At 69.2% G+C, this 16,420-nt stretch carries 29 protein-coding genes; 1 reads left to right on the top strand and 28 read right to left on the bottom strand.

The window, feature by feature from the left end; genetic code table 11:
• The first annotated feature begins 34 nt into the window (after nucleotides 1-34).
• Nucleotides 35-433 carry a VOC family protein gene (locus tag CGE01nite_RS04315; RefSeq protein ID WP_141369184.1) on the top strand — a complete coding sequence of 133 codons (399 nt, stop codon included), beginning with the start codon at nucleotides 35-37 and terminating at the stop codon, nucleotides 431-433.
• Nucleotides 434-566: 133 nt separating this feature from the next.
• Here CGE01nite_RS04315 and rplQ read toward each other — a convergent pair whose 3' ends face one another.
• From rplQ to rplD, 28 genes are all read right to left on the bottom strand, one after another.
• Nucleotides 567-1,088 (bottom strand): 50S ribosomal protein L17, encoded by a 522-nt coding sequence (rplQ, locus tag CGE01nite_RS04310; RefSeq protein ID WP_141369182.1) that lies wholly within the window; start codon nucleotides 1,086-1,088, stop codon nucleotides 567-569.
• A gap of 59 nt (nucleotides 1,089-1,147) precedes the next feature.
• On the bottom strand, nucleotides 1,148-2,158 hold the full coding sequence (locus CGE01nite_RS04305; protein ID WP_048342547.1) for a DNA-directed RNA polymerase subunit alpha: 1,011 nt from the start codon (nucleotides 2,156-2,158) through the stop codon (nucleotides 1,148-1,150).
• A gap of 152 nt (nucleotides 2,159-2,310) precedes the next feature.
• Nucleotides 2,311-2,712, bottom strand: coding sequence for a 30S ribosomal protein S11 (gene rpsK, locus CGE01nite_RS04300; protein WP_019136350.1), 402 nt, complete (start codon nucleotides 2,710-2,712; stop codon nucleotides 2,311-2,313).
• A 45-nt stretch (nucleotides 2,713-2,757) separates the two neighbouring features.
• Entirely contained in the window at nucleotides 2,758-3,138 is a 381-nt protein-coding gene (gene rpsM, locus CGE01nite_RS04295; RefSeq protein ID WP_048342546.1) for a 30S ribosomal protein S13, read from the bottom strand.
• A gap of 217 nt (nucleotides 3,139-3,355) precedes the next feature.
• Nucleotides 3,356-3,469, bottom strand: a complete 114-nt coding sequence (gene rpmJ, locus CGE01nite_RS04290; RefSeq protein ID WP_013117849.1) for a 50S ribosomal protein L36 — start codon at nucleotides 3,467-3,469, stop codon at nucleotides 3,356-3,358.
• A gap of 57 nt (nucleotides 3,470-3,526) precedes the next feature.
• Nucleotides 3,527-3,748, bottom strand: coding sequence for a translation initiation factor IF-1 (gene infA / locus CGE01nite_RS04285; RefSeq protein ID WP_013770189.1), 222 nt, complete (start codon nucleotides 3,746-3,748; stop codon nucleotides 3,527-3,529).
• Between the two features lie 240 nt (nucleotides 3,749-3,988).
• The gene (gene map / locus CGE01nite_RS04280; RefSeq protein WP_048342563.1) at nucleotides 3,989-4,831 is read right to left on the bottom strand and encodes a type I methionyl aminopeptidase; all 843 of its coding nucleotides are present in this window, start codon (nucleotides 4,829-4,831) and stop codon (nucleotides 3,989-3,991) included.
• A gap of 26 nt (nucleotides 4,832-4,857) precedes the next feature.
• On the bottom strand, nucleotides 4,858-5,436 hold the full coding sequence (locus CGE01nite_RS04275; protein ID WP_048342545.1) for an adenylate kinase: 579 nt from the start codon (nucleotides 5,434-5,436) through the stop codon (nucleotides 4,858-4,860).
• On the bottom strand, nucleotides 5,433-6,731 hold the full coding sequence (gene secY, locus CGE01nite_RS04270) for a preprotein translocase subunit SecY (protein WP_048342544.1): 1,299 nt from the start codon (nucleotides 6,729-6,731) through the stop codon (nucleotides 5,433-5,435). The genes CGE01nite_RS04275 and secY overlap by 4 nt, the downstream gene beginning before the upstream one ends.
• Before the next feature lie 684 nt (nucleotides 6,732-7,415).
• Nucleotides 7,416-8,135: a 50S ribosomal protein L15 gene (gene rplO, locus CGE01nite_RS04265; RefSeq protein ID WP_141369180.1), complete on the bottom strand. Its 720-nt coding sequence runs from the start codon at nucleotides 8,133-8,135 to the stop codon at nucleotides 7,416-7,418.
• 2 nt (nucleotides 8,136-8,137) lie between these two features.
• Nucleotides 8,138-8,320, bottom strand: a complete 183-nt coding sequence (rpmD, locus tag CGE01nite_RS04260) for a 50S ribosomal protein L30 (RefSeq protein WP_048342543.1) — start codon at nucleotides 8,318-8,320, stop codon at nucleotides 8,138-8,140.
• The gene (gene rpsE / locus CGE01nite_RS04255; protein ID WP_048342542.1) at nucleotides 8,320-8,967 is read right to left on the bottom strand and encodes a 30S ribosomal protein S5; all 648 of its coding nucleotides are present in this window, start codon (nucleotides 8,965-8,967) and stop codon (nucleotides 8,320-8,322) included. The genes rpmD and rpsE overlap by 1 nt, the downstream gene beginning before the upstream one ends.
• Nucleotides 8,968-8,998: 31 nt before the next feature.
• Nucleotides 8,999-9,370: a 50S ribosomal protein L18 gene (gene rplR, locus CGE01nite_RS04250; protein WP_048342541.1), complete on the bottom strand. Its 372-nt coding sequence runs from the start codon at nucleotides 9,368-9,370 to the stop codon at nucleotides 8,999-9,001.
• A gap of 3 nt (nucleotides 9,371-9,373) precedes the next feature.
• Nucleotides 9,374-9,910: a 50S ribosomal protein L6 gene (gene rplF / locus CGE01nite_RS04245; RefSeq protein WP_048342540.1), complete on the bottom strand. Its 537-nt coding sequence runs from the start codon at nucleotides 9,908-9,910 to the stop codon at nucleotides 9,374-9,376.
• A 26-nt stretch (nucleotides 9,911-9,936) separates the two neighbouring features.
• Nucleotides 9,937-10,335: a 30S ribosomal protein S8 gene (rpsH, locus tag CGE01nite_RS04240; protein ID WP_048342539.1), complete on the bottom strand. Its 399-nt coding sequence runs from the start codon at nucleotides 10,333-10,335 to the stop codon at nucleotides 9,937-9,939.
• An 83-nt stretch (nucleotides 10,336-10,418) separates the two neighbouring features.
• Nucleotides 10,419-10,604, bottom strand: a complete 186-nt coding sequence (locus tag CGE01nite_RS04235) for a type Z 30S ribosomal protein S14 (RefSeq protein WP_048342538.1) — start codon at nucleotides 10,602-10,604, stop codon at nucleotides 10,419-10,421.
• Between the two features lie 3 nt (nucleotides 10,605-10,607).
• Entirely contained in the window at nucleotides 10,608-11,180 is a 573-nt protein-coding gene (gene rplE / locus CGE01nite_RS04230) for a 50S ribosomal protein L5 (protein ID WP_048342537.1), read from the bottom strand.
• Between the two features lies 1 nt (nucleotide 11,181).
• Entirely contained in the window at nucleotides 11,182-11,523 is a 342-nt protein-coding gene (rplX, locus tag CGE01nite_RS04225; protein WP_048342536.1) for a 50S ribosomal protein L24, read from the bottom strand.
• 2 nt (nucleotides 11,524-11,525) lie between these two features.
• A complete protein-coding gene (rplN, locus tag CGE01nite_RS04220; protein ID WP_048342535.1) occupies nucleotides 11,526-11,894 on the bottom strand; it encodes a 50S ribosomal protein L14 in 369 nt (122 codons plus the stop codon).
• Between the two features lie 180 nt (nucleotides 11,895-12,074).
• The gene (gene rpsQ / locus CGE01nite_RS04215) at nucleotides 12,075-12,359 is read right to left on the bottom strand and encodes a 30S ribosomal protein S17 (RefSeq protein ID WP_048342534.1); all 285 of its coding nucleotides are present in this window, start codon (nucleotides 12,357-12,359) and stop codon (nucleotides 12,075-12,077) included.
• Nucleotides 12,360-12,366: 7 nt separating this feature from the next.
• Nucleotides 12,367-12,606, bottom strand: a complete 240-nt coding sequence (gene rpmC, locus CGE01nite_RS04210; RefSeq protein WP_048342533.1) for a 50S ribosomal protein L29 — start codon at nucleotides 12,604-12,606, stop codon at nucleotides 12,367-12,369.
• Complete coding sequence (rplP, locus tag CGE01nite_RS04205; RefSeq protein ID WP_048342532.1) at nucleotides 12,606-13,022, bottom strand: 50S ribosomal protein L16; 417 nt, start codon at nucleotides 13,020-13,022, stop codon at nucleotides 12,606-12,608. The genes rpmC and rplP overlap by 1 nt, the downstream gene beginning before the upstream one ends.
• 3 nt (nucleotides 13,023-13,025) lie before the next feature.
• On the bottom strand, nucleotides 13,026-13,859 hold the full coding sequence (gene rpsC / locus CGE01nite_RS04200) for a 30S ribosomal protein S3 (protein WP_048342531.1): 834 nt from the start codon (nucleotides 13,857-13,859) through the stop codon (nucleotides 13,026-13,028).
• A 2-nt stretch (nucleotides 13,860-13,861) separates the two neighbouring features.
• Entirely contained in the window at nucleotides 13,862-14,227 is a 366-nt protein-coding gene (rplV, locus tag CGE01nite_RS04195; RefSeq protein ID WP_048342530.1) for a 50S ribosomal protein L22, read from the bottom strand.
• A 50-nt stretch (nucleotides 14,228-14,277) separates the two neighbouring features.
• On the bottom strand, nucleotides 14,278-14,559 hold the full coding sequence (gene rpsS, locus CGE01nite_RS04190) for a 30S ribosomal protein S19 (RefSeq protein WP_048342529.1): 282 nt from the start codon (nucleotides 14,557-14,559) through the stop codon (nucleotides 14,278-14,280).
• A 15-nt stretch (nucleotides 14,560-14,574) separates the two neighbouring features.
• The gene (rplB, locus tag CGE01nite_RS04185) at nucleotides 14,575-15,411 is read right to left on the bottom strand and encodes a 50S ribosomal protein L2 (RefSeq protein ID WP_013882859.1); all 837 of its coding nucleotides are present in this window, start codon (nucleotides 15,409-15,411) and stop codon (nucleotides 14,575-14,577) included.
• Nucleotides 15,412-15,429: 18 nt separating this feature from the next.
• On the bottom strand, nucleotides 15,430-15,732 hold the full coding sequence (rplW, locus tag CGE01nite_RS04180; RefSeq protein ID WP_048342528.1) for a 50S ribosomal protein L23: 303 nt from the start codon (nucleotides 15,730-15,732) through the stop codon (nucleotides 15,430-15,432).
• Nucleotides 15,729-16,415, bottom strand: coding sequence for a 50S ribosomal protein L4 (gene rplD, locus CGE01nite_RS04175; RefSeq protein WP_048342560.1), 687 nt, complete (start codon nucleotides 16,413-16,415; stop codon nucleotides 15,729-15,731). Before rplD ends, rplW begins: the two co-directional genes overlap by 4 nt.
• Nucleotides 16,416-16,420 lie beyond the last annotated feature (5 nt).

The following is a 16,420-nucleotide window of genomic DNA, read 5'->3' as shown; positions in this document are numbered from 1 at the left end:
AGCGCGCCGGCCGGGCCGGGCCTAGCGTGACGGGATGGACCGTCCCTCGCTGCACGCCACCTCGGTCACGATCGGCACGGACGACCCCGCGCTGCTCGCCGACTTCTACGCACGCCTTCTGGGCGGCCGCGTGACGGCCCAGGACCCACCGCACGGCGACGACGCGGGCTGGGCCCAGGTCGCCACGGGCGACCCCGGCCGACCGGGACTCACGCTCAACTTCGAGCACGAGCGCCAGTTCCGCCGCCCCACGTGGCCCGCGAGCCCCGATGGCCAGAACGCCACCCAGCACCTGGACGTCCTGGTCGAGGATCTCGCGGCTGCGACGGCCTGGGCGATCCGCTGCGGGGCGGTCCTGGCCACCGCACAGCCCCAGCAGGACGTCCGTGTCCTGCTGGACCCGTCGGGGCACCCCTTCTGCCTGTTCACCTGACCGGCGAACCCCCCTTGATCCGAGCCGACCTGAACCGGGCCCACCTGGCCGGTCGCTCGCGGGGCCCGGACGCGGGACGACGAAGGCCCGGACACCGTGGGGTGTCCGGGCCTTCGTGCGGCGACGGCGAGCGTCAGGCCTTGTCGTCGGCCTTCGCCTCGTCGGCGGGCGCGTCCTCGACGGGAGCGTCGGCGACGACGTCCTCGACCGGCGCGTCCTCGACCTTGGCGGCCTTCGGCTTGGCGGCCTTCTCGGCGGCCTTCGTGGCCTCCTTGACGACGGCCTGCTTCGGCGAGAGCGGCTCGCGCACGATCTCGATCACGGCGAGGGGCGCGTTGTCGCCCTTGCGCGGACCGATCTTCGTGATGCGCGTGTAGCCACCGTTGCGCTCGGCCAGGGCCGGGGCGATCTCGGTGAAGAGCACGTGCACGACGCTCTTGTCCTTGACGACGGTCAGGACGCGACGGCGGGCGTGCAGGTCGCCGCGCTTGGCGAACGTGATGAGGCGCTCGGCGAGCGGACGCAGGCGCTTGGCCTTCGCCTCGGTCGTCGTGATGCGGCCGTGCTCGAACAGCTGGGTCGCGAGGTTCGCGAGGATCAGCCGCTCGTGCGCGGGACCGCCACCGAGCCTGGGACCCTTGGTGGGCGTGGGCATGGTCAGTTCTCCTTGAAGTTCTTCGTCAGTACCGGGTCAGTACTGGACCGGTGCTGATGTCAGTACTGCTCGTCCTCGACGAAGTCGCCCTCGTCGTCGCCGTAGTACGCCGACGCGGACGGGTCGAAGTCGAGCGGGCTGTCCTTGAGGGTCAGGCCGAGCTCGGCGAGCTTCTCCTTGACCTCCGTGATCGACTTGGCGCCGAAGTTGCGGATGTCCAGGAGGTCGGCCTCCGACCGGGCGACGAGCTCGCCGACCGTGTGGATGCCCTCGCGCTTGAGGCAGTTGTACGAGCGGATCGTCAGCTGCAGGTCCTCGATCGGCAGCGCCAGGTCCGCGGCCAGGGCCGCGTCCGTCGGCGACGGGCCGATCTCGATGCCCTCCGCCTCGACGTTGAGCTCGCGAGCCAGACCGAACAGCTCGACGAGCGTCTTGCCGGCCGACGCGAGCGCGTCGCGCGGGCTGATCGCCGCCTTCGTCTCGACGTCCACGATGAGCTTGTCGAAGTCGGTGCGCTGCTCGACACGCGTCGCCTCGACCTTGTAGGTCACCTTGAGCACGGGCGAGTAGATCGAGTCGACCGGGATGCGGCCGATCTCGGTGTCGTACGACTTGTTCTGCGCGGCCGACACGTAGCCACGGCCACGCTCGACGGTGAGCTCGATCTCGAGCTTGCCCTTGTCGTTCAGCGTGGCCAGGTGGAGCTCGGGGTTGTGCACCTCGACCCCCGCCGGCGGGACGATGTCCGCCGCGGTGACGTCGCCGGGGCCCTGCTTGCGCAGGTACATCACGACGGGCTCGTCGTTCTCCGAGGAGACGACGAGGTTCTTGATGTTGAGGATGATCTCGGTGACGTCCTCCTTGACACCCGGCACGGTCGAGAACTCGTGCAGGACGCCGTCGATGCGGATCGACGTGACGGCGGCACCGGGGATGGAGGACAGCAGCGTCCGGCGGAGCGAGTTGCCGAGCGTGTAGCCGAAGCCGGGCTCGAGCGGCTCGATGGAGAACCGCGAACGGACCTCCGAGATGACCTCTTCGGTCAGGGTGGGGCGCTGTGCGATCAGCACGGTGTGTTTCCTCTCAGCGGACGTCCGCCATATGACGCCACGCAGGTGTTGCGTTCCCGGTCATGCCTCGGTCCGCATGCCAGGGGATGAGTCTGTGAGCCGCGTGCACCCGTACCGGGCCGGGCAGGGGCTCGGCCCGGTACGGGTGTCGATCAGACGCGGCGGCGCTTCGGCGGACGGCAGCCGTTGTGCGCCTGCGGCGTCACGTCCTGGATCGAACCGACCTCGAGACCAGCGGCCTGCAGCGAACGGATCGCCGTCTCACGACCCGAGCCCGGGCCCTTGACGAAGACGTCGACCTTGCGCATGCCGTGCTCCTGCGCACGACGCGCGGCGGCCTCGGCGGCGAGCTGCGCCGCGAACGGCGTCGACTTGCGCGAGCCCTTGAAGCCGACCTGGCCGGACGACGCCGACGAGATCACGGCGCCCGAGGGGTCGGTGATCGAGATGATCGTGTTGTTGAACGTGCTCTTGATGTGCGCCTGGCCGTGGGAGACGTTCTTCTTCTCCTTGCGGCGCGGCTTGCGCACGGCGGTACGGGACTTGGGAGGCATCTGCTCTTCTTCTCTCTACGGATCGGGCTGCCGGCAGCGGGGGCGTTACTTGCGCCCGGCCTTCTTCTTGCCGGCGACGGTGCGCTTCGGGCCCTTGCGGGTACGCGCGTTGGTCTTCGTGCGCTGACCGCGCACCGGAAGGCCGCGGCGGTGACGCAGGCCCTCGTAGCAGCCGATCTCGACCTTGCGGCGGATGTCCGCGGCGACCTCACGTCGCAGGTCACCCTCGAGCTTGTAGTTGCCCTCGAGGTAGTCGCGCAGGGCGACGAGCTCGTTGTCGCCGAGGTCCTTGACCCGCAGGTCGCCGGAGATGCCGGTGGCCGCGAGGGTGGCCTTGGCGCGCGTGCGGCCGACCCCGTAGATGTAGGTGAGCGCGATCTCCAGCCGCTTCTCGCGGGGGAGGTCCACTCCGATGAGACGTGCCATGTGCCTGGTGGCTCCTGTAACTGCTCGGAGGTCTTCCGCACCGTCTTCCCACGTGCCTGCGGGCCCCGGCCTCCGAGCCGAGGGTTCGCCGGCGCCCGTCCCGTGGGTCAGACCTCGGGTGCGGCCGCCGGAGCGACGATGCGCTTGCCGGACCTGACGGTCCGTCGTGCGTGCCCCGAGCGCTCGGGGCGTGGTGCGGCGAGATGCCGCCGGGGCATCAGCCCTGGCGCTGCTTGTGACGCAGGTTCTCGCAGATCACCTGAACGCGACCGTGCCGGCGGATCACCTTGCACTTGTCGCAGATCTTCTTGACGCTGGGCTTGACCTTCATCGCGTGATTCCTCCGCCGCCGCGCGCCCTCACGGGGCCGACGGCGTTCTCGTGGTGATTACTTGTAGCGGTAGACGATGCGACCGCGGGACAGGTCGTACGGGCTCAGCTCGACGACCACCCGGTCCTCAGGGAGGATCCGGATGTAGTGCTGTCGCATCTTGCCCGAGATGTGCGCGAGCACCTTGTGGCCGTTGGTGAGCTCCACGCGGAACATCGCATTCGGGAGCGCCTCGACGACGCTGCCCTCGATCTCGATGACGCCGTCCTTCTTCGCCATATCCTCCGCTAACTGTCGGTCGTGTCGAGCACCACGACATCCACGCGGACAGGCAAGGAGCCGGGCCGTCGTCGAGATCGTGGAAGGGAGCGGGTGCTGCTCCAAGCCGCTCGGCCGGTTTCCCGGTCACGCGCAACCTACGGAGCGCACACACCCAACGGGACACTTTACGCCATGGCACCCGTTCGACGAAACCGCTCCGCCCTCTCGCGCACGTGACGTCCGACTCCCCGGCGAGGCTCAGGCGAGCGGTGTGGGCACCACGCCGTGGGGGGCGAGTCCCGCCGCGCCACCGTCGCGGGCCGTGAGCACCCAGATCCCGGTCTCCAGGATCGCGACGGTGTGCTCCCAGTGGGACGCACGCGACCCGTCCTCGGTCACGACGGTCCAGTCGTCGGCCAGGACACGGGTCGCCTGGTCGCCGCGCACGATCATCGGCTCGACGGCCACGCACAGGCCGGGGCGCACCTTGGCGCCGCGGTCACGGGTGCGGTAGTTCAGCACGTCCGGCGGCTGGTGCATCGCGGAGCCGATGCCGTGCCCCACGTAGTCCTCGACCACGCCGAACCGCACGCCGCCGTTGCGGCCCGCGGTGTGCGCGTCGTCGACGACGTCCTCGACCGCATCGCCCACGACCCCGAGGCGGTCGGCCCCTGCCAGCGCAGCGATGCCGGCCCACAGGGCCGCCTCGCCGGTCGCGACGAGCTCGACGTCGCCCGGGTCGCCCTCACCGAGGACGAAGGACACTGCGCTGTCGCCGTGCCAGCCGTCGACGATCGCGCCGCAGTCGATCGAGACCACATCACCCGCGACGAGCACCCGCTCCCCCGGGATCCCGTGCACGACCTCGTCGTTCACCGAGACGCACACGGTGGCCGGGTACCCGTGGTACCCGAGGAAGGACGGCTTCGCGCCGCTCGCGGTGATGACCCGAGCCGCCGCGGCGTCGACGTCCGCGGTCGTCGCCCCCGGCACCGCGGCCGCACGGGCGGCGTCCAGCGCGTCGGCGACCACCAGCCCGGCCCGGCGCATCGTGCGCACCTGGTCCGGGGTCTTGTACTCGATCTTCTCGCGGCCGAACACGGCGCCCACTCGTCCCGACCGACCGCTCAGCGGACGGCGGAGCCGATCGCCGACAGCAGACGCTCGGTGACCTCGTCGACCTCGCCGATGCCGTCGACCTGCGCAAGCAGCTCGCGCTGGGCGTAGACGTCCGAGATCGGCGCGGTCTGCTCGGCGTAGACGTCGAGCCGGTGACGGATCACGTCGGCCGTGTCGTCCTCGCGGCCCTCGATCTCGGCACGCTTCAGCAGCCGCTCGACGACGACCTCCGGGTCCGCCGTGATCTCGACCGCGAGGTCGAGCGTCACGCCGGCGTCAGCCAGGATCGTGTCGAGCTCGGCCACCTGCGCCACGTTGCGGGGGTACCCGTCGAGCAGGAAGCCCTCGGCGGTGTCCGCCTGCGCGAGGCGGTCGCGCACCATGGCGTTCGTGACCTCATCGGGCACCAGCGCGCCGCGCGAGGAGTACTCCTGCGCCTTGCGGCCGAGCTCGGTGCCGCCCTTGATGTTCGCGCGGAAGATGTCGCCGGTCGAGATCGCCGGGACGCCCAGACGCTCGGCCAGGCGGGCCGCCTGCGTGCCCTTGCCCGCTCCGGGGGGGCCCAGCAGGACCAGACGCGTGCTCATCGGAGGAACCCTTCGTAGTGACGCTGCTGCAGCTGCGACTCGATCTGCTTGACGGTCTCCAGACCGACGCCCACCACGATGAGGATCGACGACCCGCCGAACGGGATGTTCTGGCCGATGTCGAGCAGGGCGAACGCCAGCGTCGGGATGAGCGCGACGATCGCGAGGTACAGCGAGCCGGGAGCCGTGATCCGCGAGATCACATAGCTCAGGTAGTCGGCGGTCGGACGGCCCGCCCGGATGCCCGGGATGAAGCCGCCGTACTTCTTCATGTTGTCCGCGACCTCGTCCGGGTTGAACGTGATCGCCGTGTAGAAGTAGCAGAAGAAGATGATCAGGAAGACGTAGAGCGCGAGGTGCAGCGGGGCGTCCGCGACCGCGAGGTTGCGCGAGACCCACAGCACCCACGGCGAGGTCTGGTCGCCGAACTGCGCAATGATCCCCGGGATCGCCAGGAGCGACGACGCGAAGATGATCGGGATGACGCCCGCCATGTTGATCTTGATCGGGATGTAGGTGCTCGAGCCGCCGTACATGCGGCGACCGACCATGCGCTTGGCGTACTGCACCGGGATGCGCCGCTGGCTCTGCTCGACGAAGACGACGAGCGCGATGACCAGGATGATGATCGCGAACACGATGAGGAACTTCGTCGCGCCGTTGTTGCCACCGGCGATCGACCACAGCGCCGGCGGGAAGCTGGCCGCGATCGACGTGAAGATGAGCAGCGACATGCCGTTGCCGACACCGCGCTCGGTGATCAGCTCGCCGAGCCACATGATCAGGCCCGTACCGGCGGTCATCGTGATGACCATGATGACGAGCGTGATCCACGAGCTGTCCGGGATGACGTCGACGGTGCAGCCGCCGAAGAGCTGGCCGCTGCGCGCGATCGTGATGACCGTCGTCGACTGCAGGACCGCCAGGGCGATCGTCAGGTAGCGCGTGTACTGCGTGAGCTTCGCGGTACCCGACTGACCTTCCTTGTGCAGCTCCTCGAACTTGGGGATCACCACGCGCAGCAGCTGCACGATGATGCTCGCCGTGATGTACGGCATGATCCCGAGCGCGAACACCGACAGCTGCAGCAGCGCGCCGCCGCTGAAGAGGTTCACGAGGCCGAGCAGGTCGTTGCCCGTGCCCATCTCGTCGATGCACTGCTGCACGTTGGGGTAGGACACCCCTGGTGTGGGCAGGAAGGATCCGATGCGGAACACCACCATGATGCCGATGGTGAAGAGCAGCTTCCGCCGCAGGTCGGGCGTCCGGAACGCCCGCACGAATGCGCCTAGCACCTGTCCTCCTGGGTAGCCGCCCGTGCGGCACGTCGTCAGCCATGACCTGGCCAAGGCCGCAGCAAGACTACCTGCAACCCGACCCGGCTCTGTCAACGCGGGTGAGCGTCCCTGCTACCCGCGCGCTCACCGACGCCGACGAGCGGCGAGCAGGAGCAGTATGCCCCCTGCCGCGGCGGTCACCGTCACCGTGCCCATCTGCAGGACGCCGACGAGCTGCGCCCGCCGTCTCGAGCGGGCGCACCGCAGCCGGTGCTCCACCGCTCGTCACGGCTCGGGCGGCGCACTGCGCACGCGGCCAAGGCCGCGGCGTCCGACCGTCCCCGCAGGTCAGCGGCGATTCATCGCGTCCGGCGAGATGCGCGCGCGGGGCAGGACCGGTCGCGCAGCGAGCCCGCGTCGCAGCCGGACGCCGTCGACTCGCGCGCCGCCGCCCTCTCCGCCGACGACGCGACCCCGCCGCCCGCGCGCGGGCGCGAACCGTTTCGGGGCGTCACGGAGCCGTCAGCGGCCGCACACGCGACCTCCGCGCCGGGCCGACCCCGCCCACGACTGCGCGATGCGACGGGCCCACGGAGGGCCGCGACGGCCGTCTCGCGCCGCGCACGACGAAGCGGGTGGCCCCGGCCTCAGCCGGAACCACCCGCTTCAGGTGTCGTGCGCGTCCTGACGGACGTGGGGGCGTCAGCCCTCGGTGATCGAGCCACCCGCGGCGACGACCTTCTCCTTGGCCGACGCGGAGTACGCGTCCACGGCCACGGAGACCTTGACGGTGAGGTCACCGTCGCCGAGCAGCTTGACGCGCTGGCCCTTGCGGACCGCGCCCTTGGCGACCAGGTCGGCGACCGTCACGTCGCCACCGTCGGGGTACAGCGCCGAGAGCTTGTCCAGGTTGACGACCTGGTACTCGACACGGAACGGGTTCTTGAAGCCACGGAGCTTGGGCAGCCGCATGTGCAGCGGCATCTGCCCACCCTCGAAGCGGTCCGGAACCTGGTAGCGAGCCTTGGTGCCCTTGGTACCGCGGCCCGCGGTCTTGCCCTTCGACGCCTCACCACGACCGACACGGGTCTTCGCGGTCTTGGCGCCGGGGGCCGGACGCAGGTGGTGGACCTTGAGCGTGCCACCGGCACCCGGCTGAGCCGCAGCCTCCGCCGCCTTCTTGGCGGCAGCGGTCTGCGTCTTGGCGGGAGCCTTCTTGGCGGCAGCGGCCTTGGCCGGAGCAGCCTTGGCCGGAGCGGCCTCGGTCGCCTCGTCCTTGGCAGCGGCCTTCGCGGGCGTCTTCTTGGCCGGAGCCTTCTCGGCAGCCGCGGTCGTCGCCTTCTTGGCCGGAGCCTTCTTGGCGGCGGCCTTGGGCGCAGCCTCGGCCTCAGCGGCCACCTTGTCGTTCTTCTCGTCAGCCATGGTCACTCGACCTCCTCGACCGCCACGAGGTGCTGCACGGTCTTCACCATGCCGCGGATCTCGGGACGATCCTCCTTGACGACGACGTCGCCGATGCGCTTGAGACCAAGCGTGCGGAGCGTGTCGCGCTGGTTCTGCTTGCCACCGATGCCGGAGCGCTTCTGCGTCACCTTGAGGCGGGCCATCACGCACCCACCTTCTCGGCGGCCTTCGCAGCCTGGCCGGCGGCCTGCGCCCGCAGGAGCGGGGCCGGCACGACGTGCTCGAGCGGCAGGCCACGGCGCGCGGCCACGGCCTCAGGCTGCTCGAGACCACGCAGGGCCGCGACCGTCGCGTGGACGATGTTGATCGCGTTCGACGAACCGAGCGACTTGCTCAGGACGTCGTGGATGCCGGCGCACTCGAGCACCGCACGCACCGGGCCACCGGCGATCACACCGGTACCGGGCGCGGCGGGGCGCAGGTGGACGATGCCGGCAGCGGCCTCGGCCGTGATGGGGTGCGGGATCGTGCCCTGGATGCGGGGGACGCGGAAGAAGTTCTTCTTCGCCTCCTCGACACCCTTGGCGATCGCCGCGGGCACCTCCTTGGCCTTGCCGTAGCCGACGCCCACGGTGCCGTCACCATCGCCCACCACGACGAGCGCGGTGAAGCTGAACCGACGGCCACCCTTGACGACCTTGGCCACGCGGTTGATGGTCACGACGCGCTCGAGGAACGCGCTCTTCTCTGCGGCGTCGCCACGGCGACCGCCGCCATCACGGCGACCGCCGTCGCGGCGCTCGCCGCCGGTGCCCTGAGCACCGGTGTTGCTGCGTGCAGGAGCAGCCATCAGTGAGTCCTCTTCTTCCGGATCGTCGTGGTCACAGTGCCAGACCGCCCTCGCGGGCGCCGTCGGCCACCGCGGCCACGCGGCCGTGGTACTTGTTGCCGCCGCGGTCGAACACGACCGCCTCGATGCCCTTGGCCTTGGCGCGCTCGGCGACGAGCTCGCCGACCTTCTTCGCCTTCGCCGACTTGTCGCCCTCGGCGCCGCGCAGGTCGGCCTCGAGCGTGGACGCGTACGCGACGGTCTGACCGATCGCGTCGTCCACGACCTGGGCCGTGATGTGGCGCGCCGAGCGCGTCACGACGAGGCGCGGACGAGCCGCCGTGCCGACGACCTTCTTGCGCAGGCGCAGGTGACGACGCTTGCGCGAGATCGCCTTGCCCTTGCCCTTGATGCTGATCGCCATGGCTTACTTCCCAGCCTTTCCGACCTTGCGGCGCACGTTCTCGCCCGCGTAACGCACACCCTTGCCCTTGTACGGCTCGGGCTTGCGGATCTTGCGGATGTTCGCGGCGACCTCGCCGACCTGCTGCTTGTCGATGCCCTGCACCGAGAAGCGCGTCGGGGCCTCGACCACGAAGGAGATGCCCTCCGGCGGCGAGACGACGACCGGGTGGCTGAAGCCGAGGGCGAACTCGAGGTCCGAACCCTTGGCCGTGACGCGGTAACCCGTGCCCACGATCTCGAGCTTCTTGATGTAGCCCTCCGTCACACCGGTGACCAGGTTGGCCAGAAGCGTGCGGGTGAGGCCGTGCAGCGAGCGCGAGTAGCGCTCGTCGTCAGGACGGGACACGACGAGCGTGCCGTCCTCCTGCTTGACCTCGATGGGCGAGGCGACCGTGTGCGTGAGGGTGCCCTTCGGGCCCTTCACGGTGACGACGGCGCCGTCGATGTTGACGTCCACCCCAGCCGGGACCGGGACGGGAATCCTGCCGATACGAGACATGGCTTGGCTCCTTTCCTGGTCTCAGATCACCAGACGTAGGCGAGGACTTCCCCACCCACGCCCTTCTTGGCTGCCTGCTTGTCGGTGAGCAGGCCGGAGGACGTGGACAGGATCGCCACGCCGAGGCCGCCGAGCACCTTGGGCAGGTTGGTCGACTTGGCGTACACGCGCAGGCCCGGCTTGGACACGCGCTTGACGCCGGCGAGCGCACGCTCGCGGTTCGGGCCGTACTTGAGCTCGACGACGAGGTTCTGGCCCACAGGGGCCTCCTCGACCTTCCAGCCCTGGATGTAACCCTCGGCCTGGAGGATCTCCGCGATGTGCGACTTGAGCTTCGAGAACGGGATCGACACGGTGTCGTGGTGCGCCGAGTTCGCGTTCCGCAGACGAGTCAGGAAGTCTGCGATCGGGTCGGTCATGGTCATGGGGGCTTCAGCCCTTTCTCGCCGGGGTATCCCGGGCCGCGCGAAGCGGCCCGGGACCTACCGACGATCGAGTCGTGAGGGGATTACCAGCTGCTCTTGGTGACGCCGGGGAGCTCGCCACGGTGGGCCATCTCCCGCACGCAGATCCGGCACAGGCCGAACTTGCGGTACACCGAGTGCGGACGGCCGCAGCGCTGGCAGCGCGTGTAGCCACGCACCGCGAACTTGGGCTTGGCGTTCGCCTTGTTGATCAGAGCGGTCTTCGCCATGGGTCAGTCCTCCTTGAACGGGAAGCCGAGGAGCTTGAGCAAGGCGCGGCCCTCGTCGTCGGTGTCCGCCGTGGTCACGACCGTGATGTCCATACCGCGGACACGGTCGATCTTGTCCTGGTCGATCTCGTGGAACACGGACTGCTCCACGAGGCCGAACGTGTAGTTGCCGTGGCCGTCGAACTGCTTGGGCGACAGGCCGCGGAAGTCGCGGATGCGAGGCAGCGCGGTCGACAGCAGGCGGTCGAGGAACTCCCACGCACGGTCGCCGCGCAGCGTGACGTGCGCACCGATCGGCATGCCCTCACGCAGCTTGAACTGCGCGATGGACTTGCGAGCCTTCGTGACCTGCGGCTTCTGGCCCGTGATCTGGGTCAGGTCGCGGATCGCACCGTCGATGAGCTTCGAGTCCTTGGCGGCCTCTCCGACACCCATGTTCACGACGACCTTCACGAGGCGCGCGACCTGGTTGATGTTCTCGTGCGAGAACTGCTCGAAGAGAGCCGACTTGATCTCGTCGTTGTACTTGGACTTCAGGCGGGGCGTCGCCGGAGCCTGGATCGTCGTCTCAGTCATCTCAGACGTCCTTCCCGGAGCGCTTGGCAACGCGGACGCGGACCGTCCGGGTGCGGCCGTCGCGCTCGACCTGCTCGGAGCGGTAGCCGACCCGGGTGCCCTTCTTGGTCTCCGGGTCCACGAGCATCACGTTGCTGATGTGGATGGGCGCCTCGACGGTCTCGATGCCACCCGTGCGGGTGCCACGCGACGTCTGGCCGGCCTTCACGTGCTTCTGCACGCGCTGGATGCCCTCGACGACGACGCGCTGCGTCTCCGTGAGGACCTCGAGGACACGGCCCTGCTTGCCCTTGTCACGGCCCGAGATGACGACCACGAGGTCGCCCTTCTTGATCTTCGCCATGGTCAGAGCACCTCCGGAGCCAGCGAGATGATCTTCATGAACTTCTTGTCACGCAGCTCGCGCCCGACCGGGCCGAAGATGCGCGTGCCGCGAGGCTCACCGTCGTTCTTGAGGATCACGGCCGCGTTCTCGTCGAACTTGATGTACGAGCCGTCCGGGCGCCGGCGCTCCTTGCGGGTGCGCACGATGACCGCCTTGACGACATCGCCCTTCTTGACGTTGCCGCCGGGAATGGCGTCCTTGACGGTGGCGACGATGACGTCGCCGATCCCGGCGTAGCGGCGGCCGGAACCGCCGAGCACACGGATGCAGAGAATCTCCTTCGCACCCGTGTTGTCGGCGACGCGAAGCCGCGTCTCCTGCTGGATCATCTACCTACTCCTGTCGTCTGGCGGGTTCTCGGTCCCGAGCGGGCCGAGCCTGGCCGAACGGATAGTTGCCGTGATGCACACGTCGCGGCGGGGACGACCCGGTGGGACTTCCCCGCCGCCCGTGGGCAACTGGATGGTTGCTCGAGAGCAGCCGTTTCACGCAGCCGAAGCCGCGAGATCTTACTTGGCCTTCTCCAGGATCTCCACCAGGCGCCAGCGCTTGGACGCGCTGAGCGGGCGGGTCTCCATGATGAGGACCAGGTCGCCGATGCCGGCCGTGTTCTGCTCGTCGTGCGCCTTCACCTTGGAGGTGCGGCGCAGGACCTTGCCGTAGAGCGGGTGCTTGACCCGGTCCTCGACCTCGACCACGACGGTCTTGTCCATCTTGTCGCTCACGACGTAGCCACGGCGCGTCTTGCGGTACGCGCGGTGCTCCGCCGTGGCGGTGGTGTGCTTCTCGTTCATGTCAGCCTCACTCGCTCGCGCTCGGCGCGGTCCGGATACCGAGCTCGCGCTCGCGCAGGATCGTGTAGATCCGGGCGATGTCGCGGCGCACGGCCTTGAGCCGCCCGTGGCTCTCGAGCTGGCCGGTCGCGGACTGGAAGCGGAGGTTGAACAGCTCCTCCTTGGCCTTCTTCAGCTCGGCGACCAGCTTCTCGTCGTCGAAGGCGTCCAGCTCGGTAGGAGCCAGGTCCTTGGTTCCGATAGCCATCAGTTACCACCCTCGCGAACCACGAAACGGGTCTTCATCGGGAGCTTGTGCTGCGCGCGGCGCATGGCCTCGCGCGCCAGGGGCTCCGGGACGCCGGCGAGCTCGAACAGAACTCGGCCCGGCTTGACGTTGGCGATCCACCACTCGGGCGAACCCTTACCGGAACCCATGCGGGTCTCAGCAGGCTTCTTCGTGAGCGGCCGGTCCGGGTAGATGTTGATCCAGACCTTGCCGCCACGCTTGATGTGGCGGGTCATGGCGATACGAGCAGCCTCGATCTGCCGGTTCGTGACGTAGGCGGGCTCAAGAGCCTGGATGCCGTACTCGCCGAACGAGATCGTGGTACCACCGGTCGCGGCGCCGGAGCGCCCCGGGTGGTGCTGCTTGCGGTGCTTCAGCCTGCGCGGGATCAGCACGGCTCAGGCCTCCGTTCCGGTCTCAGGGGTCGCCTCGGGGTTCGACTCGACCGGAGCCTCGGCGGCAGGAGCCTGCGCCTCGCGCTCACGACGACCGCCGCCACGCGGGCCACGGTCACCACGGTCGCTGCGCTCGCCGCGCGGACCGCCACGGGACGGCCGCGGGGCCTGGCTGGCCTGCTCGCGGGCGTACTCCTTCTCGGTCATGTCGCCCTTGTAGACCCACACCTTGACGCCGATGCGGCCGAAGGTGGTGCGAGCCTCGAAGAACCCGTAGTCGATGTTCGCGCGGAGCGTGTGCAGCGGCACACGACCCTCGCGGTAGAACTCCGTACGGCTCATCTCCGCGCCGCCGAGACGGCCGGAGACCTGCACGCGGATGCCCTTGGCGCCGGCCCGCTGCGCGGACTGGATGCCCTTGCGCATCGCGCGACGGAAGGACACACGGCTCGCGAGCTGCTCGGCGATGCCCTGGGCGACCAGCTGAGCCTCGAGCTCGGCGTTCTTGACCTCGAGGATGTTGAGCTGGACCTGCTTGCCCGTGAGCTTCTCGAGCTCGCCGCGGATGCGGTCGGCCTCCGCGCCACGACGCCCGATGACGATGCCCGGGCGGGCGGTGTGGATGTCGACGCGGACGCGGTCACGCGTGCGCTCGATCTCGACCTTCGCGATGCCGGCGCGCTCGAGACCCGTGCTCATGAGCTTACGGATCTGCACGTCCTCGCGAACGTAGTCGCGGTAGCGCTGACCCGGCTTCGTCGAGTCCGCGAACCAACGCGACCTGTGGTCGGTGGTGATGCCCAGGCGGTACCCGAGCGGGTTGACCTTCTGCCCCACTGTCAGGACCGTCCCTTCGTCTCGCGCTCCGCGACGACCACGGTGATGTGGCTCGTGCGCTTGAGGATCTGGCTGGCGCGACCCTGAGCGCGCGGCCGGAACCGCTTCAGGGTCGGGCCCTCGTCGACGAAGACCTCCGAGATGTAGAGGTTGGCCTCGTCGAGGCGCTCACTGTTGCGCTTGGCGCCCTCGACCGCGTTGGCGATCGCCGACTGCACCGTCTTGAGGACGGGCTCCGCGGCCGCCTGCGGCGCGAACTTCAGCACCGCCACGGCCTCCCCGGCCTGCTTGCCACGGATGAGGTCGACGACGCGTCGGGCCTTCTGGGGCGTGACGCGGACGAACCGCGCCTTCGCCTTGGCTTCCATCGTGTCTACTCCTGTCTCTGCCGTCAGAGCGTCACCAGCTGACCCGGGGGTCAGCGGCGACGGCCCTTCCGGTCGTCCTTCTCGTGGCCGCGGAACGTCCGCGTCGGGGCGAACTCGCCGAGCTTGTGCCCGACCATCGACTCCGTCACGAACACCGGGGTGTGCTTACGACCGTCGTGGACGGCGAACGTGTGGCCCAGGAAGTCCGGCGTGATGACCGAACGACGCGACCACGTCTTGATGACGTTCTTCGTTCCGGCCTCGTTCTGGACGTCGACCTTCTTCTGCAGGTGGCCGTCGACGAACGGGCCCTTCTTGAGGCTGCGAGGCATTCTCTCGGGCTCCTATCAGCGCTTCTTGCCGGTGCGCCGACGGCGCACGATGAGCTTGTCGCTCGGCTTGTTCGGACGGCGGGTACGGCCCTCGGCCTGACCCCACGGGCTCACCGGGTGGCGGCCACCGGAGGTCTTGCCCTCACCACCACCGTGCGGGTGGTCGATCGGGTTCATCGCGACACCACGGACGGTCGGGCGCTTGCCCTTCCAGCGCATGCGGCCGGCCTTGCCCCAGTTGATGTTCGACTGCTCGGCGTTGCCGACCTCGCCGATCGTCGCGCGGCAGCGCAGGTCGACGTTGCGGATCTCGCCGGACGGCATGCGCAGCTGCGCGTACGGGCCGTCCTTCGCGACGAGCTGCACCGACGTCCCGGCCGAGCGGGCGATCTTCGCTCCGCCGCCGGGCCGCAGCTCGATGGCGTGGATGACCGTACCGGTCGGGATGTTGCGCAGCGGCAGGTTGTTGCCGGGCTTGATGTCGGCGCCGGCACCGGCCTCGACGACGTCACCCTGCGACAGCTTGTTCGGCGCGATGATGTAGCGCTTCTCGCCGTCCGCGTAGTGCAGCAGCGCGATGCGCGCGGTGCGGTTGGGGTCGTACTCGATGTGCGCGACCTTGGCCGGCACGCCGTCCTTGTCGTGACGACGGAAGTCGATCACGCGGTAGGCGCGCTTGTGACCGCCACCGTGGTGGCGCGTGGTCACGCGACCGGTGTTGTTGCGGCCACCCGACTTGGTCAGCGGGCGGACCAGCGACTTCTCCGGCGTGGAGCGCGTGATCTCGACGAAGTCGGCCACGCTCGAGCCACGGCGGCCCGGCGTCGTCGGCTTGTACTTACGGATTCCCATGAGTCCTCAGTCCTTCGCTCAGCCGACCGGACCGCCGAAGATGTCGATCGTTCCCTCGCGGAGGGTGACGATCGCACGCTTCGTGTCCTTGCGGCGGCCGATGCCGAAACGGGTCCGACGGGCCTTGCCCTGACGGTTGGCGGTGTTGACCGAGTCGACCTTCACGCCGAACACCTGCTCGACGGCGATCTTGATCTCGGTCTTGTTCGCCCGCGGGTCGACGAGGAAGGTGTACTTGCCCTCGTCGAGCAGGCCGTAGCTCTTCTCGGAGACGACCGGCGCGATCAGGATGTCGCGGGGGTCCTTGCCGACGTTGGTCACTTGGACTCCTCCTCGGCCTCGGTCGAGGTCGCCGTCGCCTTCGCGCCCTTGACGGGGCCCGCGAGGAACGCGTCGAGCGCACCCTGCGTGAAGACGACGTCGTCCGAGACGAGGACGTCGTAGGTGTTGAGCTGGTCGGCGACGAGCAGGTGGACGCGCTCGACGTTGCGCAGCGACTTCCACGTGATCTCGTCGGAACGCTCGACGACGACGAGCACGTGACGACGCACCGTGAGGTTGTCGAGCACCGCGAGAGCGGCCTTGGTCGACGGGGCCTCACCCGGGGCGAACCCGGAGACGACGTGCACGCGGCCGGCGCGAGCGCGGTCCGAGAGAGCACCGCGGAGCGCCGCGGCCTTCATCTTCTTCGGGGTCCGCTGCGAGTAGTCACGCGGCGTGGGGCCGTGGACGACGCCACCACCGGCGAACTGCGGCGCACGGGTCGAGCCCTGACGGGCGCGGCCGGTGCCCTTCTGCTTGTACGGCTTCCTACCACCACCACGGACCTCACCACGCGACTTCGTGTCGTGCGTGCCCTGTCGGGCCGCGGCGAGCTGCGCGACGACGACCTGGTGGATCAGCGGGACGTTCGTCTGGGCGTCGAAGACCTCACCGGGCAGGTCGGCCGTGCCGGCCTTCTTGCCCTGCGGGTCGACGACGTCGACGGTCAGCGTGTCGCTCATCGAGG

This window comes from Cellulomonas gelida (genome assembly GCF_006538725.1).
Lineage (GTDB): Bacteria > Actinomycetota > Actinomycetes > Actinomycetales > Cellulomonadaceae > Cellulomonas > Cellulomonas gelida.
This window is presented reverse-complemented; position numbering and strand designations above follow the sequence as displayed.

Bases quoted from the DNA above. Each gene is read 5' to 3' on its own strand.
- rpsH (WP_048342539.1), bottom strand. From the start codon at position 10,335: ATGACCATGACCGACCCGATCGCAGACTTCCTGACTCGTCTGCGGAAC.
- rpmJ (WP_013117849.1), bottom strand. From the start codon at position 3,469: ATGAAGGTCAAGCCCAGCGTCAAGAAGATCTGCGACAAGTGCAAGGTG.
- rpsK (WP_019136350.1), bottom strand. From the start codon at position 2,712: ATGCCTCCCAAGTCCCGTACCGCCGTGCGCAAGCCGCGCCGCAAGGAG.
- rpsQ (WP_048342534.1), bottom strand. From the start codon at position 12,359: ATGAACGAGAAGCACACCACCGCCACGGCGGAGCACCGCGCGTACCGC.
- infA (WP_013770189.1), bottom strand. From the start codon at position 3,748: ATGGCGAAGAAGGACGGCGTCATCGAGATCGAGGGCAGCGTCGTCGAG.
- CGE01nite_RS04235 (WP_048342538.1), bottom strand. From the start codon at position 10,604: ATGGCGAAGACCGCTCTGATCAACAAGGCGAACGCCAAGCCCAAGTTC.
- rplR (WP_048342541.1), bottom strand. From the start codon at position 9,370: ATGGCGATCAGCATCAAGGGCAAGGGCAAGGCGATCTCGCGCAAGCGT.
- rplE (WP_048342537.1), bottom strand. From the start codon at position 11,180: ATGACTGAGACGACGATCCAGGCTCCGGCGACGCCCCGCCTGAAGTCC.
- rpmD (WP_048342543.1), bottom strand. From the start codon at position 8,320: ATGGCCCGCCTCAAGGTGACGCAGAAGCGCTCCGGCATCGGTGGCAAG.
- rpsE (WP_048342542.1), bottom strand. From the start codon at position 8,967: ATGGCTGCTCCTGCACGCAGCAACACCGGTGCTCAGGGCACCGGCGGC.
- rplX (WP_048342536.1), bottom strand. From the start codon at position 11,523: ATGGCGAAGATCAAGAAGGGCGACCTCGTGGTCGTCATCTCGGGCCGT.
- rpsM (WP_048342546.1), bottom strand. From the start codon at position 3,138: ATGGCACGTCTCATCGGAGTGGACCTCCCCCGCGAGAAGCGGCTGGAG.
- rplB (WP_013882859.1), bottom strand. From the start codon at position 15,411: ATGGGAATCCGTAAGTACAAGCCGACGACGCCGGGCCGCCGTGGCTCG.
- rplN (WP_048342535.1), bottom strand. From the start codon at position 11,894: ATGATCCAGCAGGAGACGCGGCTTCGCGTCGCCGACAACACGGGTGCG.
- rplQ (WP_141369182.1), bottom strand. From the start codon at position 1,088: ATGCCCACGCCCACCAAGGGTCCCAGGCTCGGTGGCGGTCCCGCGCAC.
- rpmC (WP_048342533.1), bottom strand. From the start codon at position 12,606: ATGGCTATCGGAACCAAGGACCTGGCTCCTACCGAGCTGGACGCCTTC.
- rplD (WP_048342560.1), bottom strand. From the start codon at position 16,415: ATGAGCGACACGCTGACCGTCGACGTCGTCGACCCGCAGGGCAAGAAG.
- rplO (WP_141369180.1), bottom strand. From the start codon at position 8,135: ATGGCTGACGAGAAGAACGACAAGGTGGCCGCTGAGGCCGAGGCTGCG.
- rplV (WP_048342530.1), bottom strand. From the start codon at position 14,227: ATGGAAGCCAAGGCGAAGGCGCGGTTCGTCCGCGTCACGCCCCAGAAG.
- CGE01nite_RS04315 (WP_141369184.1), top strand. From the start codon at position 35: ATGGACCGTCCCTCGCTGCACGCCACCTCGGTCACGATCGGCACGGAC.
- rpsS (WP_048342529.1), bottom strand. From the start codon at position 14,559: ATGCCTCGCAGCCTCAAGAAGGGCCCGTTCGTCGACGGCCACCTGCAG.
- rplF (WP_048342540.1), bottom strand. From the start codon at position 9,910: ATGTCTCGTATCGGCAGGATTCCCGTCCCGGTCCCGGCTGGGGTGGAC.
- CGE01nite_RS04275 (WP_048342545.1), bottom strand. From the start codon at position 5,436: ATGAGCACGCGTCTGGTCCTGCTGGGCCCCCCCGGAGCGGGCAAGGGC.